Origin of the sequence: Bacillus cereus group sp. MYBK220-1, from assembly GCF_051916445.1 — a bacterium.
Classification (GTDB): domain Bacteria; phylum Bacillota; class Bacilli; order Bacillales; family Bacillaceae_G; genus Bacillus_A; species Bacillus_A cereus.
Map to the genome: position 1 here is coordinate 775,840 of NZ_JBQAGQ010000002.1, position 17,281 is coordinate 793,120.

Below are 17,281 nucleotides of genomic sequence, written 5' to 3' on the forward strand. Positions count from 1 at the left end.
GGAACTTCTTTTTATTTCAATAGTTTTGAGTTGAATTTGTAACATGATAATAAATTTTTTTCATATTTAAAGTTCATTTCAAAATATCTTCCGCCTAGTTGGCAGGGCATGTTATTTGACGATTACTTTGCCTGCCATTCCTTTAAGAAGATGGTATCGACATATTAATTCATATGTACCAGTATTTTTAGGTTTCACGGTAATATGCTTTTCTTTTCCTGACTCGATTACGACGTCAATGCCGAGTTTTTTCACTGTAAAGGTGTGCTCGTTTTTACCTTTATTTTTCAATAGTAATGTTGTTGATCCTTCAAGCGGAATCGTGATAACATTTGGATTAAAGTAATCATCATTTAGTTCAACCTCAATCACTTTCGTTAAATCGGTGGGGGGTGTTACGACAGTAACTGAGGCAAATACATGGGAGGATCCTAAAGACATCCACCATACAATCATTACAAGCAAACTGCTGAATCGAAATAACCACCTGTTCATAGACATCTGCAATTCTCCTTTGTTAAGTACTTTCCTCAATTAACCTGCATCATTAGTTTAAGAGTTATACTATACAGTTAAATGGATTATAGAAAAAATTAACTTGGACTTTTTTAGCATGCGTTGAAAAAACATGTATCTTTTCAGGATTGAATTCTCCATAAAAACTGTATAGCATATATACTCTCGTGTTAAATTTCATATACCGTAATAAGAATAAAAAATTATTTTTTCAAAAAAATGTAGTAATTCCTTTTTGTAGTTTGCTATAATTAGTTCGAATGTGGGCAGTATCAGAGCGAACTGCACCATGATTCGAAGTCATACGAAAAATAATAACTTGGATTCTGCCTTGATCCAATAACGGACTGGGACAGAGGGATGAATAATGCCGACTAACACACAACCCTTCTGCCCTTTTATGGTCAGAGGGGTTTTTTATATGATTTCGGCCATCTCCTCTCTCCTGCATAAAGGAGGAGTAGTTTTTGAAAACAAAAACAGATTTTTTGAAGATGAAAGAGCAAGGTGAGCCGATTACAATGCTAACGGCGTATGATTATCCATCTGCTAAATTAGCAGAAGAAGCTGAAGTTGATATGATTCTAGTTGGAGATTCTCTTGGAATGGTTGTACTCGGATACGATTCAACAGTACCTGTAACAGTAGAGGATATGATTCATCATACGAAAGCTGTACGCCGTGGAGCGAAAGAGACGTTTATTGTAACTGATATGCCATTTATGTCGTATCACGTATCATTACAAGAAACGATGGTGAATGCACGTCGCATCGTTCAAGAGAGCGGGGCACACGCACTGAAGGTAGAAGGTGCTGGAGAAGTTATATCGACGATTCAATATTTGACGAACGCAGGAATTCCTGTTGTAGCACATTTAGGTTTAACCCCTCAATCTGTAGGAGTGTTGGGTGGATATAAAGTGCAAGGAAAAGATGCGGAGAGTGCAAAAAAATTAATAGAAGATGCAAAGAAATGTGAAGAAGCTGGTGCAATAGCGCTTGTGTTAGAATGTGTACCAATGCAGTTAGCAGAACTTATTTCAGAGCAACTAACAATACCAACAATTGGGATTGGTGCAGGACAAAAAGTAGATGGGCAAGTGCTTGTTTATCATGATCTTATCTCATACGGCGTAAATCGTGTTCCGAAATTTGTGAAGCAATATACGTCTGTTCAAGAGGAGATTGTGCGTGGGATTTCACAATATGTTACTGAAGTAAAGACAAGGCAATTTCCTGAAGAAAAACATTCGTTCACAATGAAAGAGGAAGAATGCTTAGCGTTATACGGAGGAAAACAATAATGAAAATCGTAACTACAGTGCAAGAGATGCAGCAAATTACAAGCGAACTTCGTGCAAGTGGAAAGAGTATTGGTTTTGTTCCAACAATGGGTTATTTACATGAAGGCCATGCTACTTTATTACGTAAGGCAAGAGAAGAAAATGAAATTGTAGTTTTAAGTGTATTTGTAAACCCACTACAATTCGGCCCAAATGAAGATTTAGATCGATATCCTCGTGATATTGATAGAGATGAAAATGTAGCAAAAGAAAACGGTGTAGATTATTTATTTTATCCGAGTGTAGAAGAAATGTATCCAGCAGAACAAACAACAACAGTAGAAGTTGTGAAGCGCACGGACGTATTATGCGGTCAACAAAGACCTGGTCATTTCGCTGGTGTTGCAACTGTACTGATGAAACTATTTAATATTACGGTGCCAACGCGTGCTTATTTCGGTATGAAAGATGCTCAACAAGTTGCAGTAATTGAAGGATTTGTAACTGATTTCAATATTCCAGTTACAATCGTACCAGTTGATATTGTAAGGGAAGAAGATGGTTTAGCGAAAAGTTCTCGTAACGTGTACCTATCACAAGATGAACGTGAAGAAGCTCTTCATTTATACCGCAGCCTATGTATAGCGAAAGAAAGAATTGAGGCAGGTGAACGTAATCCGGAAATCATTACAAATCTTGTGAAAGATTATATTGAGACGCATACGAAAGGCACTGTAGATTATGCGGATTTATATGCATATCCGTCATTAACAATGGTAGAGAAAGTCGAAGGAAGAATCATTTTAGCTATTGCAGTTAAGTTTGAAAATGTAAGATTAATTGACAATATAACATTAACGGTTAAATAAGGGGGAGCATCTATGTTTCGCACAATGATGAGAGCAAAGTTACATCGTGCAACTGTAACGGAGGCAAATTTAAATTATGTAGGTAGTATTACAATTGATGAAGACTTAATGGATGCAGTAAATATTGTAGAAAACGAAAAAGTCCAAATTGTAAATAATAATAATGGTGCTCGCTTAGAGACATACGTTATTAAAGGGGAACGCGGTAGTGGTGTTGTTTGTTTAAACGGTGCGGCGGCAAGACTTGTACAACCAGGGGACAAAGTAATTATTATTTGTTATGGGCTAGTTACGGAAGAAGAGATTCATACACAAGAACCAAAAATTGCAGTACTAGACGATAATAATCAAATTATTGAAATGTTAGGTGCTGAAAAAGCGGGTACGATATTATAAGTAGAAAGGCTATCTCCATTGCGGAGATAGCTTTTTTGTGCATCTTTTCATTAAGATGAGATAAAACGTGGTATAGTAACATTATATAAATTATTGTTGTTTGAAAGGTAAGAAATTGAGGTGTTACATATATGAGTAAGCGTTATGTCGTTGTTGATTTAGAGACGACAGGGAACTCCTGGAAAGATGGGAAGGATAAAATTACCCAAATTGCAGCTGTTGTAGTAGAAGATGGAGAGATATTGGAGATTTTTTCGTCTTTTGTTAATCCAAAGAGAGAGATCCCACCATTTATTACAGAATTAACAGGGATTGATGAAAGTCTTGTAAAACAAGCCCCGTTATTTCAAGATGTAGCCCCGATGATTGTTGAGCTATTACAAGGTGCGGCTTTCGTTGCGCATAATGTTCACTTTGATTGGAATTTTTTAAATGAAGAATTAAGGCAAGCTGGATATACAGAAATACATTGTCCGAAAATCGACACGGTTGAATTGGCTCAAATTCTTTTGCCGACAGCCGATAGTTATAAATTACGTGATTTAGCTAAAAAGCATGAACTAGAGCACGATCAACCACATCGTGCGGATAGTGATGCTCTTGCAACAGCGGAATTATTTTTACAATTTTTAAATGAAATTGAAAAGTTACCACTTGTCACGTTGCAATCGCTTTATGAATTAAGTGATGTGTTCCAAAGCGATATAGCTGATGTGCTTTCTGAAAATATTTTAAAGAAAGTAATGCACGGTAAAGAAGATATAGCGGAGTATGAAATACATCGAAATATTGCGCTGAAAAAGCGGAACTATTCCTTAAACCTTGGAGAAACGTGTTCATCAAAGTTTGATGCTTTCTTGAATAAAACGATGGATAAATTGGAATCACATATGCCAAAGTTTGAAAGAAGAGAAAGTCAACAACTGATGATGAAAGAGATATATACGGCGTTAAGAGATTCTCGTTTTTCACTAATTGAAGCCGGTACAGGAACAGGAAAGACTCTCGCTTATTTGCTTCCTAGTCTTTATTTTGCAAAGAGAAAAGAAGAACCTGTCATTATAAGTACACAAACGGTACAACTCCAACAACAAATATTAGAAAAAGAAATTCCGTTATTACAAAAAATAATGCCATTTTCATTTGAGGCAGCTCTTCTAAAAGGAAGAAAGCATTATTTATGCTTACATAAATTTGAGTATGCTTTGCAAGAGGAAGAAAAAAATTATGATATGGCACTTACAAAGGCGAAGATTTTAGTTTGGCTATTGCAAACTGAAACAGGTGATCGAGACGAATTAAATATTCCTGAGGGCGGAAAGTTACTTTGGAATCGTATTTGTAGCGATGCGTATAGTCCAGGCGGTATGCAAAGTAATTGGTTTAGTCGTTGTTTTTACCAGCGAGCGAAGAATAAAGCTTTATTTGCAGATATCGTTATTACAAATCATGCGTTATTATTTCAAGATTTTTCAAGTGAAGAACCGTTGTTTGCTTCATGCGAACATATTATTTTTGATGAAGCTCACCATATTGAAGAAGCCGCGAGTAGAACATTGGGTGAACAGTTCTCTTGTATGTATTTTCAATTGGTTATATCTCGTCTTGGGACACTAGAAACAGAAGATGTGCTCTCCAAAGTATATAAAATGATGAAAAAATCAGAGCAAGCATCTCGTTCAACTTTCCGTATGATAAGTTATAGTTTGAAGGAACTTAAGTTTGATGCGGATGAACTCTTCCAAATGTTACGTACTTTTATATTTAAACAAACAAAGCAAGAGCAAGGAACGAATAATATGCCGCTCATCTATAGGTATAACGCAGAACTAGAAAAAGGTAAGTTGTGGGATAGTATCGTCGAATTAACAAATCGTTTTATATATGAATTAAGAAGGGTAGTAACTGCTCTTGAGAAGCAAGTGGATATATTGCAAAGTAAGTTAGAATGGGAGATGCATGTTGTAACAGGTGAATTTATGCATTTAATTGAGTTGCTGAGAAAGATGGCAGAATCATTACAGTTACTCGTATTAGAAAAGAATTCGTATGTAACTTGGATGGAGACTGAAACGAAAGGGACGATTCATTCAACAGTTCTATATGCACAGCCTGTTCATATTGGTGAAAGATTTGCTGATGAATTTTTAACAGAAAAAAAGAGTGTTATTTTTACATCCGCAACACTAACAGTTAACGATACGTTTGATTATATAAAAGAGGAACTTGGTTTACATGATTTCGCTCCAAATACTTTAAAGGTTCCGTCGCCATTTCGTTATGATGAACAGATGAAATTAATGGTGTCAACGGATGTACCTTTTATTAAGCAAGTAAGTAATGAGCGATATATTGAATCTGTATCGGAACATATTGCAAAGATAGCGAAAGCCACAAAAGGCAGAATGCTCGTTTTATTCACTTCGTATGAAATGTTAAAAGAAGCGTATGCGAATTTAAAAAATAATGATGAATTAGAGGGGTATTTATTACTGACCCAAAGTGTGAATAATAGAAGTCGAAGCCGCTTAATTCGAAAGTTTCAAGAATTCGACAAATCAATTTTATTAGGGACGAGCAGTTTCTGGGAAGGAATAGATATTCCAGGAGATGCCTTAAGTTGTCTTGTTATAGTCCGTCTACCATTTACACCTCCTCATCAGCCGATGATGGAAGCGAAAGGTGAGTGGCTAAAAAATCAAGGTGAAGATGTATTTGCTAAATTAGCGCTTCCACAAGCAATATTACGTTTCAAACAAGGATTCGGCCGCTTAATTCGAACGAATACAGATACAGGAACGGTAGTAGTGTTAGATCGTCGTTTGACGAGTTCTTCCTATGGAAAACGATTTCTACAATCGATTCCTAACGTACCTCTTTATGAAGGGCCATTAGAAGAATTGTTAGTACAATTAGAAGAACCACCAAATGAATAAAAATGGAAGAAAAATACGCCTGAAGTACTTATAAACTTCAGGCGTAAAAAATGTGGGTAGGAGGAATTTTATTTTTCTTACTTCTTGTATACAAAATGTGTTGGTTTTCGACTTGAAACCTTTTTTTGCTGTACATGTCCTGCTATAATAGATGGGTGATGAAGCAGGGGTTGTAAAGAATGTACTCTTATTGTAACCGCATTGCGTTCTTCTATAATTAGAAATTTTTGTGTAACGGAGGAGTTTTTTCATGGAGAAGAAAATCGAAGTACTATCAACGACGCGTATTAAATATTCGTCGGATTTGTATAAAATTGTTGATAGTTTAAATCGTACGTTAAAAGAGCAGGACCTCATGTTCGGACTAGCATTAGACGAAAAAGATAAAGAAACAGCTGTATTTACGATTTACAGAACGTAGTGATACAATGAAAAAGTGGATCTTTGCAATCATTATTGTTATCGTTGCTAGCGGAATATATGGGGCGTATGTTTATAATAAAGCGATGGGAAAGAAAATTCCAAAAGAGTCGAAATTTGTAGAAATTGCTAAAGAAAAAGCAAAGCTTACAAAGGTGAAATCTGTTGATTATTACAACGGAAAATCTGCATATATAGTCGTGCAAGGTACAGATGAAAAGGGAGAACAACTTATCGTTTGGGTGCCTGAGAAAAAAGGGGATACTGTAGTAAGGAAAAAGAGCGAAGGTATTTCTGAAAAAGAGGCTATACAAAGAACAATAGAGCAAGTCGGCAATGAAAGTAAGGAATCAAAAAGTAAGCCGAAAGAGATTATGAAAGTGAAATTAGGCTTTGAAAATGATGTACCACTATGGGAAGTTACATATATTGATGATGACAATCGTTATAGTTATTACTATCTTGAATTTAAAGATGGAAAATTTTTAAGACGATATAGCATTGAAAAATAGATGTAGGGGGAACTACAAATGAAATTAGCAAAGCGAGTAGCTGCTTTAACACCGTCTTCAACTTTAGAAATTACAGCAAAGGCACAAGCATTAAAAGCAGAGGGTCATGATGTAATTGCATTAGGGGCAGGGGAACCTGACTTTAATACACCAGAGCATATTATGGATGCTGCACATAAAGCGATGTTAGAAGGGCATACGAAGTATACACCAACAGGTGGATTACAATCGTTAAAACAAGAAATTGTGAAGAAATTTACTCGCGATCAAGGTATTGCGTATGATCCATCTGAAATTATTGTATGTAATGGTGCAAAGCATGCATTGTATACATTATTCCAAGTATTACTTGATGAGGGAGATGAAGTTATCATCCCAACTCCTTACTGGGTAAGCTATCCAGAGCAAGTAAAGCTTGCTGGCGGTAAGCCGGTTTATGTAGAAGGTTTAGAAGATAATGAGTACAAAATTACAGCAAAGCAGCTGCGTGAGGCAATTACAGAGAAAACGAAAGCAGTTATTATTAATTCACCGAGCAATCCAACAGGAATGATTTATAGCAAAGAAGAATTACAACAGCTTGGAGAAGTATGTTTAGAACATGATATTTTAATCGTTTCTGATGAAATTTATGAAAAATTAATTTATGGTGGCGTAGAATATACTTCAATTGCCCAGCTTTCTAATGCATTAAAAGAACAAACACTTATTATTAATGGTGTATCTAAATCTCATTCTATGACAGGATGGCGTATTGGATATGCTGCAGGAAATAAGCAGCTTATTAAAGCGATGACGAACTTAGCGAGTCATAGTACGTCAAACCCTACTTCAATCGCTCAATACGGCGCAATTGCGGCATATGCAGGCTCACAAGAACCTGTGGAAACAATGCGTCAAGCCTTTGAAGAGAGATTAAACATTATTTATGATAAATTAATTCAAATCCCTGGCTTTACTTGCATTAAACCGCAAGGTGCATTTTACTTATTCCCTAACGTAAAAGAAGCTGTAGCTTTATCAGGATATGCAACAGTTGATGATTGGGCAAAAGCTCTATTAGAAGAGGAAAAAGTGGCTCTTGTACCAGGTACAGGATTTGGTGCTCCAAATAATGTTCGCTTATCATATGCGACATCTCTTGAACAAGTAGAGAAAGCATTAGAGCGTATCCATACATTTATGAAAAGTAAAGTGCAAGCTTAATTTTATATTTCATTCATGTAATATAAAAAACCTCCCCATTAATAGGGAGGTTTTTTTGACGAATTGTGGCAAAAAGAAATAGCTAAAGGTGTGTTATACTAGAGAGCGAGGTGTTTGGTGATGAAAAAGAAAATGATGTTACAGTGGTTTGAGCAGGGAAGCATTGCAATTCCAAAATTACTTATGATGCATTATAAAAAATTAGGTTTAAATGAGACGGAATTTATGGTCGTACTTCATGTACACACATTTTTAGAGTCAGGTAATTCGTTTCCGACTCCTTCAGAGATTTCTGAACGGATGACGATAACGGAAATGAAATGTATGGAAGTAATTCAAGCATTGATTCAAAAAGGGTTTTTATCACTAGAAGGTGGACAAAGATCAGAAGCGATGATGTGCGAAAGTTATTCTTTACAACCGTTATGGGAAAAAATATTACATTTCTTAATGGATGAATCGATAGAGGAAGAGCAAAAAGAAAAAAAACAGCTGCAAGTAAATTTATATACAGTATTTGAAAAAGAATTTGGAAGACCACTTTCGCCGTTCGAATGTGAAACGTTAGGAATGTGGGAGGACCAAGATCAACATCATCCAAATTTAATTCAAGCGGCTCTTAGAGAAGCTGTAATGAGTGGAAAACTAAATTTCCGATATATTGATCGTATTTTATTTGAATGGAAAAAGAATGGAATTAAAACGGTAGATCAGGCTCAAAATCAAGGTCAAAAATTTAGAGCGAATCAACAAAGAGCACAACAAATGACAAAACAAGAGACGAAATTTACTGGAAAAGTGCCTTTTTATAATTGGTTGGAGCAGTAATATAGGAGGAAGTATATGTTAAATAAAACGCAAATTCGCTATTGTTTAGACACAATGGCAGATATGTATCCAGAAGCACATTGTGAATTAATTCATGAGAATCCTTTTGAATTAGTAATCGCGGTAGCACTATCTGCACAATGTACAGATGCACTTGTAAATAAAGTGACGAAAAATTTATTTCAAAAATATAAAACACCAGAAGATTATTTAAGTGTATCTTTGGAAGAGTTACAACAAGATATACGTTCTATTGGGTTGTATAGAAATAAAGCAAAAAACATTCAAAAATTGTGTCAGATGTTGCTGGATGATTACAATGGAAAAGTTCCAGAAGACCGTGACGAGTTGACGAAATTACCAGGAGTAGGGAGAAAAACAGCAAATGTAGTTGTTTCGGTAGCGTATGGCATCCCGGCAATTGCTGTTGATACGCATGTAGAAAGAGTGAGTAAACGGTTAGCGATTTGTAGATGGAAAGATTCGGTGTTAGAAGTAGAAAAAACATTAATGAAGAAAGTACCGATGGATGAGTGGGGAGTTACACATCATCGTATGATTTTCTTTGGACGTTATCACTGTAAAGCACAACGACCGCAATGTGAGGAGTGCAGACTGTTAGAAGTATGTCGTGAAGGAAAGAAGCGAATGAAGGTGAAATAAAGGATGGAGCGAGTTATAGAAATACCGAAAGAATTTCACTGTTTACCATTTTTTAAAGAAAGTGTAAATTTAGTTAAGTATCATACAGACAATTCTTTTGAAGAGATAATACAAAATACTTACTTTATATTTGATATTGAAAGACAGTATGAGCCGTGGAAGGAAATTGAAAACAGCATTCCAGCGATGTTGAATGTATGGAAAAATAAGCATGAAGACATTGCTATACTGTTTCGAAATAGAAATAAGCAAGAGGCTGAGGGACCAATGATTCTTTTTGCAGCTCACTTGTTATCGGTTGTCTATTGGCTAAATGAACAACCTGTTCATAGTTTGAATGAAATGCAAATAAATACGAATAAATTAAAAGTGCAACCTGTTAATTTTATGGAAAGATATTCATTCATTATAAAGAAACCGAGTAATTATCATTCTTATATTCAATTAGCGCAGTTGTATATCGAAATAGAAAAGCTGTATGTAAAGAAAATGATAACAAAAAAGAAGTCCGCTTCTCGTTAAGAGAAACGGACTTCTTTTTTGTATATTAGGACTCTGTTGTAACAACAGCACCGTCTGCGTGAGGTGTATCTCCTCCGGTATTTTGGTGTTGCTGTTCTTGTTGTTTCTTAGCCTCTTCTTCAGCTTTTTTCTTGGCCTCTTCTTCAGCTTTCTTCTTAGCTTCTTCTTCAGCTTTTTTCTTAGCTTCTTCATCAGCTTTTCTTCTAGCTTCCTCATCAGCTTTCTTTTGAGCTTCTTCTTGCTGTTTACGTTGTTGTTCTTGCTGTTGTTCTTGTTGTTTCTTAGCCTCTTCTTCAGCCTTTTTCTTAGCTTCGTCTTGTTTTACTTTATCTTCATTAGCCTTTTTCTGGGCTTCTTCATCAGCTTTTTTCTTAGCTTCTTCATCGGCCTTTTTCTTAGCCTCTTCTTCAGCTTTTTTCGCATCTGGAGTTCCGCCAGGCGCAGTGAAGGATGCACCAACTGCTGGGCTTGTTCCAGTGCCTTTTTTCGCTACTACAGAGAAGCTGTAAGTAACACCTGGTTTAATACCACCAAGAGTAGCTGTCGTACCACTTATTGATAGGCTACCACTTGAACCATCAGTTGCTTTATAGCTGGCTGCATATGCATCGACTTCTGCTGGTCCAGACCAGTTTAGTGTAACTGTGCTAGCGCCATCAAAAGTGACATTCAGACCACTAGGGGCATCTACTTTAATTTGTTTAATTGCATCTTTTTTCGCACCTTTTACGTATAATTCTCCGTTTATTTCTTGTACAGAAGAAGGACGTTCAAAGCGTGATTTATCTGTAGCGAATTTGCTCATCATTACTTGGAACATTTGCTGTGCAATTTTAGTATAACGATCACTAATGTAGTTTTCTGGACCATTCTTTACGTAACCCGTCCATACAGCCATCGTATATTGTGGTGTATATCCAGCGAACCAGCTATCCCTGTTTGCATCAGCTGGAATGCCGTATTTCTTTAAATCTTTTGCATCAAAGTTTTGCGTTCCAGTTTTACCCGCTACGTCAACACCTGAAACATATGCTGTTGGTCCTGTACCACCAGAACCAGGTTTTACTACGTCACGAAGAACGTCAGTTACCATGTAAGCTGTATAGTCTTGCATAGCGCGTTGTTCTTTCGGTTTAAAGCTTTTCTTTTTCCCGTCCGGGAAGGTTACTTCTTTTACGAAATGTGGTTTATTATAGTTACCACCATTACCGAAGGTTGCATATGCACCTGCTACTGCTAATGGAGAACTATCGTTACTACCAATTGCAGTAGATTCATGTACTCCATTTTCAAATGTCATGCCTAAACCTTCAGCAAACTCTTTTGATTTATTAAGTCCAACTGTTTGAGCTGTCTTTAAAGCCGGGATGTTTAATGACTTCTTCAATGCTTCACGAAGTGAAACGTCACCTTTAAAACTCCCTGTAGCATTTTTAATCTTTGTGCCATCCGAATAAGTATATTCAGAGTCATTTAATTGATGGTAAGTAGACCATTGAAGATTCTCAATCGCTGGACCGTAGTCGAAAATTGGTTTCATTGTTGAACCAACTTGGCGTTTTAAATCAGTTGCCATATTATGACCTTTGAAAGTGGACTTATTTTCTTTACGTCCAGCACCAATTGCTCGAACTTCTCCAGATTGTGTATCCATAAATACGAATGATCCTTGGAATTGATCGTTTGGATACTTAATAAGATTACCATCCATAATTTTTTCAGCGTAATCTTGAGCATCTTGATCAAGTGTTGTATGAATCGTTAAACCATCTGAACCGATATTTACATCAGGATATTCTTTTTCAACTTCTTTTACAACCGCATCTAAAAATGCTTGATACTTCATCTCAGTTACTTCTGAAGACGGTTGAAGGCCCTCAGTTACTGGGATCTTAACGGCATTATTCATTTCTTCTTTTGTTATATAACCATGTCGATTCATTAATGATAATACGACATTACGACGATTTGTTGCTCGTTCAACATTTTCCTTTTTTGTTGGATCATAAATGTTTGGACCTTGGGGTAAACCAGCGAGCATAGCAGCTTCATGTAATTGCAAGTCTTTTAAATCTTTACCATAATATTTTTGCGCTGCTGTCGCAATACCGTATGAACGGTTACCCAAATTAATCTTATTTAAGTACATTTCTAAAATCTCATGTTTAGAGTATTGTTGCTCTAATTTGTAAGATAAGTACCATTCTTGTACTTTTCTTTTAGCAGTTTTGTCCATCGTTAGAAAGTAGTTTTTAACGACTTGCTGTGTAATCGTACTACCACCTTGGGAACCGAAACCACCAGTGACATTTTCCATAACTGCTTTTGTAGTTCGTTTAAAATCAATTCCATTATGATCATAGAAACGCGAATCCTCAGTTGCAAGGAATGCATTTTCAACTACTTTTGGAATTTGATCATAAGTAACGTGTGTTCGTTTTTCAGCACCGTATTCATAGAAGAAATTCCCGTTTTTATCAAGAAACTTTGTTGATAAAGGATTAACAAGTTTGGCTTTGTCTAATTTTGGAGCATCCTTTACCATAACAAAGAAAGCGGAAACGCCGGCTACAAGACCAACGATACCAAGAAGTAGACAACCTATAAGAAATTTCTTGAAAAAGGAGCCTTTTTTCTTTGGTTTTTCTTCTTTATGTGTTTTTTTTTCTTGATTTTTCACATGATTTCGTTCTGTACGAGAACGATAATTATCTGACATTATACTTTCTCCTACCTTTCATTCTCTCCCCCAAAAGTCGAAAAAAGAGCCTTAGTGATGACTCTATCACGAAAAATAAACCATGTCTAGTACACGGATATAGTCAATCCGAGGGTGATAACCGCATGATAATAAGGATCCATGCTCTTCTATTTCTTCTTTCGTAATCGACTTGCGTCCACCAGTATTTTGACGATTCCAAAATGCAATAATATGTTTTGCATCTAGTAAATAAAATTCATCAAAAAGTGTAAATTTAATAATAACAAATGCAATTCCATTATGAGCAACCACTTGCTTCATATGTTCAATTTGATGAAGGTGGAAGTTTTGAAGTGGGAAACTAGTTTTATTTTTTGTTTCCTTTGCTTCAAAATCGATGTATTTCCCTTTGTATACACCGTTGTAATCTGTTGTAGAAGGTTGTTTAAAATACGCTTCTTTTACCACTGCAGCACTTCGAGCGGGGTAATCTACTTTTACAATTTGAAGAGGTGTAGGCTTTTTATGTACACATGCAATATTATGGGTTAAGTAATATTGATTTGTTTCATTCAATTCCTCTTCAAGGGACATACCTCTATTACTATAAGTATGTGTTTTTATAGGTGTTTTTTGAGGTTGTGAAGCTTGATTATACCTTTTTCCATTTGGGTAACGAATGGTCATAGTGTGTCCACCCCCAACTTGCTAAGAATTACTTACAAAGGTGATTATATCAAAAAATGAAAAAAGATGTGACCTTTTTGATGAAAGGTATGATGACTTATTTATGTTTACATGGAATGATTATATGAAAATGAAACAAAATCGAGAAAAAAATTTTTGTACAGAGGAAGAAAAAGCAATCATTCACAATATTAAAAAGAAAACAGAAATAGCTAATGTGGACAATATTTCTCGGACACAATCTTATCAAGAATATTATGTAAGAAATAGTGAAATCAGGTGGGCCTTTTTAGCGAGTATGGTTTCGAGAAATGCGGGCTGGAATATGACTGATTTAGAAGGGAGATATTATGCTACTGTTTTACCTAGAACGGTAAAAAAACATTTATTTATTCTGTACGAACAGGCTAATTGGATTATTTTTTTAGATGCATTTCCTCAGCTATTATTGTATGAGGAAAGTAAGAAGAGACGTGCACCTCTCTTTCATTTGTTGCAATATTTCAACGTATCAATTTTTATGGAAAAAGAATGGTTACTTTTCTGGGAAAGAAGAGATATGAATAGGCTTATGACAGCGCTTATTATAAATGAACAAAATAAAATTCAAAAACCAGTCATTGAGAACACATATTTTAAAAAACATGTATTCCATACTGCACTTTTTAAAGTACAAGAAAGACTTCATATTAGTGCAGTTATCTTCCCAACAATTGAAGGGAGAATGTATGGATTTTCGGTTTATCAATTTGAAACGTTACAACAGCGTATAGAACTAGGAAAAAAATTAGCATGGTTATTGTTTCATCCAATTTATAATGGTTCGTTTTATAAGTTTGCATTGCAAACTACACATACTGGGTCTAGAGAAGATTATGAAGTTTACGCAAAGGAAACTCGAAAGTCTTATACGCCAACACTTAGAGATATTTATCCTGTTATTTTACATGAAGAAATAAAAATGAGAGATTGGTTTTGTGCAAATATGAAAATGAATGTGCTGTTTGTACCTGAAGAACCTAAAGGGGAAGTTAATATAACAGAATGGTATAGAAGAAAGAGAGAACAAATCTATAGGCTATCTATCGCAAATCGTTTTGCTAAAAGGATGGATGAGTTCATGATATAATAAAAAAGAAGTCCCGTCTTCCATTTTGAAGACGGGACTTCTTAATTTGAAACAATCCTGCTATGTGTGCTACAACTTTAATCTCAAAACGTAATGCTAGTAGGAGATTAAGGGTGACTTGAAATTTAACTGTTCGTAATAAAGTCTCGCTTTATGTAGCAGGGAAGTTTGGACCATCTAGCTTTGGATTGCCAGTCTCGGGTTTATTTTGTTGTTTGTTTTGGTTTTTCTTTTTTTCATTTTTGTTCTTTGCCATTGTAATACACCTCCTTTTTGTATTGTTACCATTTCTATAAATGACATACGAAATGATTTCTTTGACGAATAACAACTAGTTTTGTCATGTGGGCAGGAGTGGTGAATCATTCGGCGAAATTACATGACAAAGGAAAAGCAAAGAAGGAGGCGTTTTGTATATGGCGATGGTTCAGAAGGAAGATGTAATGAAAAAAATGGATCAAATGTTAAGTTCTCTCGATTTGCTGGAAATGAATATAGGGATTAGAATGAATCATGCATTAAAGGATGCGAGTGAAAAAATATGCAATAAGATAGAAATAACAGAAATGCATATTGAACATATGGAAAATAAATTAGTGCATCACGAAGAGAAAGGGAATTGGGTAAAGACATTTCAAAACGTCGTAGTGAGTGCATAATAAGGTGGGAAAGAAATGAAGAATGAAGCATTAATACAGTCTTCAGAAAAACTCATGCAGTATAATAATGAAGCGAATGTAAAAAAGAGAGAACTAACCGAATACGACTTTTATAAGGATATGAAACCGTTTGTAGATATGGTAGATGAGGAATTAAAGAAGTGGAAAGAATTAGCTTATAAGTGGATTAAAGAAGAAAAGCCAAAATATATACATGTACAGCAAATTGATCAAGTATATGATAATTTACAAACGAATGTGTTGCAATGCTTTGTAAATAAAGGTAAAGGTAAACGATTCTTTGAAACACACCAAGCCATTTCGTATACTTTGCAAAATATAGTTGAGCAATGTAAATAACAAGAGGGAGATCCCTCTTGTTATTTTTATGCTTCTGTCATTGTTGTAGGTTTTGTTGCGCCGTTTATTTCTAATTCTTTTATTAATGTTCGATAATCTGATATGCATATTTTTCCTTCGAGATACCAATGTCTCGCAAAGTCTAATAATTCATTTGCATTCTCTGTGCAATACCCCTTTTTTTGAGAAAACGCTTGTTTTAAATCCCCTAATACCATGTTGATTCCTCCCCCATGAGAATCTTCTTCTTTATTATCATAGCATGGAAGGGTTTTCTTTTTTAATTTTTTAAAAATTTAAACTTCCGACAAAAATAGACAGATACTCCATCACACATATTATTTTATAGGTACATATTATATATGTAGAAACTTATGTGAAGGAGGAGAGAATGCATGTTTCAACAACCTAACTTATATCAGCAAACGAATCCATATGCACAGCAAAATATGTACCAATATAATACGGATACATATTTACGGTATAATATGTATCCTTTCGAGCCTTATTATGGAAATCAAAATTATTATCAACCGTTTGAAGTGTCCTTTATGAATCAAGCTCAACAACCACAACAGCAGCAACCTTATGTGAATCAAGCTCAACAACCACAACAGCAGCAACCTTATGTGAATCAAGCTCAACAATCACAAGCTCAGCAACCATACATGAATCAACCACAGCAGCAGCCTTATATGAATTCGCAATATTATATGCCACCACCATCGCCGTATGCTAATCAACAAGCGATGTTTTATCCACCAAAACAACCGTACCCGACGCAGGGTAAGCAAAAGCAACAACAGCCAAGTCAGTTTTCTAGTTTTGTTTCTCAATTTAAAACATCAGATGGTAACTATGATGTAAATAAAATGATGAATACAGCTGGACAAATGATGAATGCGATGAATCAAGTGACAGGTATTGTAAAGCAAGTTGGAGGCTTTTTTGGTAAGTGATGTTGAAGGATTGTCTATAAAAACAATGTAAATGAAATAAAGGACTAGACAAATTTCCTTGTAATAAATGGGTATATATAACAAACGGCTTTCTCTCTTTTCTCATACTGTAAAGTGTAATCAGATTTTTTTAACGAGAGAGGAGAGAAAAAACTATGCATCATTGTCATCCTTGCTTTGGAGGGCATAAGCCTACAGGACCTATTTGTACGACTGCTCCTGTCATTCATCCGACGAAACAATGCGTAACACACTCTTTTTCAACAACGGTGGTGCCACACATTTTCCCAACACATACAACACATGTACATCATCAACAAATTAAAAACCAAAACTTCTTCCCGCAAACAAATTCAAATGTAAATGTTGTGGACCCAATCGACCCAGGATTCGGTGGCGGATGTGGACCGTGTGGCCATGGTCATCATCATCACCACCACGGTCATCAAATATCTCCATTTGGGCCAGGACCGAATGTATCACCGTTTGGACCAGGACCAAATGTATCACCGTTTTTACCAAACAATGTATCACCAGTAGGTCCAAATATCGGACCAAACGTTGGTGGAATATTTAAAAAGTAAATGATATGTTAGAACTAGCGAAATGCTAGTTCTTTTTTTGTAATTGGAGTG

The 17,281-nt window shown here is 35.6% G+C and carries 20 protein-coding genes; 15 read left to right on the plus strand and 5 right to left on the minus strand.

The window, feature by feature from the left end; all coding sequences use genetic code 11:
• Window positions 1-111: 111 nt before the first annotated feature.
• Window positions 112-501 carry a cupredoxin domain-containing protein gene (locus ACTFRU_RS10955; protein WP_065212122.1) on the minus strand — a complete coding sequence of 130 codons (390 nt, stop codon included), beginning with the start codon at window positions 499-501 and terminating at the stop codon, window positions 112-114.
• Window positions 502-983: 482 nt separating this feature from the next.
• On the opposite strand from ACTFRU_RS10955, the gene panB reads away from it, so the two are divergent.
• The 10 genes from panB (at window position 984) to ACTFRU_RS11005 (ending at window position 10,151) form a co-directional block, all read left to right on the plus strand.
• Window positions 984-1,820: a 3-methyl-2-oxobutanoate hydroxymethyltransferase gene (gene panB, locus ACTFRU_RS10960; protein WP_000851108.1), complete on the plus strand. Its 837-nt coding sequence runs from the start codon at window positions 984-986 to the stop codon at window positions 1,818-1,820.
• A complete protein-coding gene (gene panC / locus ACTFRU_RS10965; RefSeq protein WP_000707025.1) occupies window positions 1,820-2,668 on the plus strand; it encodes a pantoate--beta-alanine ligase in 849 nt (282 codons plus the stop codon). The genes panB and panC overlap by 1 nt, the downstream gene beginning before the upstream one ends.
• Before the next feature lie 12 nt (window positions 2,669-2,680).
• Window positions 2,681-3,064, plus strand: coding sequence for an aspartate 1-decarboxylase (gene panD, locus ACTFRU_RS10970; RefSeq protein WP_000490184.1), 384 nt, complete (start codon window positions 2,681-2,683; stop codon window positions 3,062-3,064).
• A 131-nt stretch (window positions 3,065-3,195) separates the two neighbouring features.
• Window positions 3,196-6,000: an ATP-dependent DNA helicase DinG gene (gene dinG, locus ACTFRU_RS10975; protein WP_000044956.1), complete on the plus strand. Its 2,805-nt coding sequence runs from the start codon at window positions 3,196-3,198 to the stop codon at window positions 5,998-6,000.
• 250 nt (window positions 6,001-6,250) lie between these two features.
• Entirely contained in the window at window positions 6,251-6,421 is a 171-nt protein-coding gene (locus ACTFRU_RS10980; RefSeq protein ID WP_000412179.1) for a YpmA family protein, read from the plus strand.
• A 7-nt stretch (window positions 6,422-6,428) separates the two neighbouring features.
• Window positions 6,429-6,932 (plus strand): cell wall elongation regulator TseB-like domain-containing protein, encoded by a 504-nt coding sequence (locus ACTFRU_RS10985; protein WP_000758739.1) that lies wholly within the window; start codon window positions 6,429-6,431, stop codon window positions 6,930-6,932.
• Window positions 6,933-6,950: 18 nt separating this feature from the next.
• The gene (gene aspB, locus ACTFRU_RS10990) at window positions 6,951-8,138 is read left to right on the plus strand and encodes an aspartate transaminase AspB (RefSeq protein ID WP_000761560.1); all 1,188 of its coding nucleotides are present in this window, start codon (window positions 6,951-6,953) and stop codon (window positions 8,136-8,138) included.
• A 120-nt stretch (window positions 8,139-8,258) separates the two neighbouring features.
• On the plus strand, window positions 8,259-8,966 hold the full coding sequence (dnaD, locus tag ACTFRU_RS10995) for a DNA replication protein DnaD (protein ID WP_000728542.1): 708 nt from the start codon (window positions 8,259-8,261) through the stop codon (window positions 8,964-8,966).
• Between the two features lie 15 nt (window positions 8,967-8,981).
• The gene (gene nth, locus ACTFRU_RS11000) at window positions 8,982-9,629 is read left to right on the plus strand and encodes an endonuclease III (RefSeq protein ID WP_000933030.1); all 648 of its coding nucleotides are present in this window, start codon (window positions 8,982-8,984) and stop codon (window positions 9,627-9,629) included.
• A gap of 3 nt (window positions 9,630-9,632) precedes the next feature.
• Window positions 9,633-10,151, plus strand: coding sequence for a YpoC family protein (locus ACTFRU_RS11005; protein WP_016122187.1), 519 nt, complete (start codon window positions 9,633-9,635; stop codon window positions 10,149-10,151).
• A 25-nt stretch (window positions 10,152-10,176) separates the two neighbouring features.
• Here ACTFRU_RS11005 and ACTFRU_RS11010 read toward each other — a convergent pair whose 3' ends face one another.
• Both ACTFRU_RS11010 and recU read right to left on the minus strand, forming a co-directional pair.
• On the minus strand, window positions 10,177-12,870 hold the full coding sequence (locus ACTFRU_RS11010) for a PBP1A family penicillin-binding protein (RefSeq protein WP_065223979.1): 2,694 nt from the start codon (window positions 12,868-12,870) through the stop codon (window positions 10,177-10,179).
• A 66-nt stretch (window positions 12,871-12,936) separates the two neighbouring features.
• Window positions 12,937-13,539, minus strand: a complete 603-nt coding sequence (gene recU, locus ACTFRU_RS11015) for a Holliday junction resolvase RecU (protein WP_000155598.1) — start codon at window positions 13,537-13,539, stop codon at window positions 12,937-12,939.
• A gap of 103 nt (window positions 13,540-13,642) precedes the next feature.
• Between recU and ACTFRU_RS11020 the strand changes: the two genes are divergently transcribed.
• Complete coding sequence (locus tag ACTFRU_RS11020) at window positions 13,643-14,668, plus strand: DUF2515 domain-containing protein (protein WP_042866562.1); 1,026 nt, start codon at window positions 13,643-13,645, stop codon at window positions 14,666-14,668.
• Window positions 14,669-14,819: 151 nt separating this feature from the next.
• Here the strand turns inward: ACTFRU_RS11020 and ACTFRU_RS11025 are convergent, their stop codons facing one another.
• Window positions 14,820-14,999, minus strand: a complete 180-nt coding sequence (locus tag ACTFRU_RS11025) for a hypothetical protein (RefSeq protein ID WP_001987054.1) — start codon at window positions 14,997-14,999, stop codon at window positions 14,820-14,822.
• A gap of 85 nt (window positions 15,000-15,084) precedes the next feature.
• Here ACTFRU_RS11025 and ACTFRU_RS11030 point away from each other — a divergent pair, with 85 nt between their 5' ends.
• A complete protein-coding gene (locus ACTFRU_RS11030; RefSeq protein WP_001252036.1) occupies window positions 15,085-15,327 on the plus strand; it encodes a hypothetical protein in 243 nt (80 codons plus the stop codon).
• Between the two features lie 15 nt (window positions 15,328-15,342).
• Window positions 15,343-15,687: a YppE family protein gene (locus ACTFRU_RS11035; RefSeq protein WP_000786939.1), complete on the plus strand. Its 345-nt coding sequence runs from the start codon at window positions 15,343-15,345 to the stop codon at window positions 15,685-15,687.
• A 26-nt stretch (window positions 15,688-15,713) separates the two neighbouring features.
• On the opposite strand, the gene ACTFRU_RS11040 is transcribed toward ACTFRU_RS11035, so the two are convergent.
• Window positions 15,714-15,905, minus strand: coding sequence for a YppF family protein (locus ACTFRU_RS11040; RefSeq protein WP_000242652.1), 192 nt, complete (start codon window positions 15,903-15,905; stop codon window positions 15,714-15,716).
• A gap of 177 nt (window positions 15,906-16,082) precedes the next feature.
• Between ACTFRU_RS11040 and ACTFRU_RS11045 the strand changes: the two genes are divergently transcribed.
• On the plus strand, window positions 16,083-16,646 hold the full coding sequence (locus ACTFRU_RS11045) for a YppG family protein (RefSeq protein ID WP_016122190.1): 564 nt from the start codon (window positions 16,083-16,085) through the stop codon (window positions 16,644-16,646).
• A 155-nt stretch (window positions 16,647-16,801) separates the two neighbouring features.
• The gene (locus ACTFRU_RS11050; protein WP_000546270.1) at window positions 16,802-17,230 is read left to right on the plus strand and encodes a CotD family spore coat protein; all 429 of its coding nucleotides are present in this window, start codon (window positions 16,802-16,804) and stop codon (window positions 17,228-17,230) included.
• Window positions 17,231-17,281: the final 51 nt, after the last annotated feature.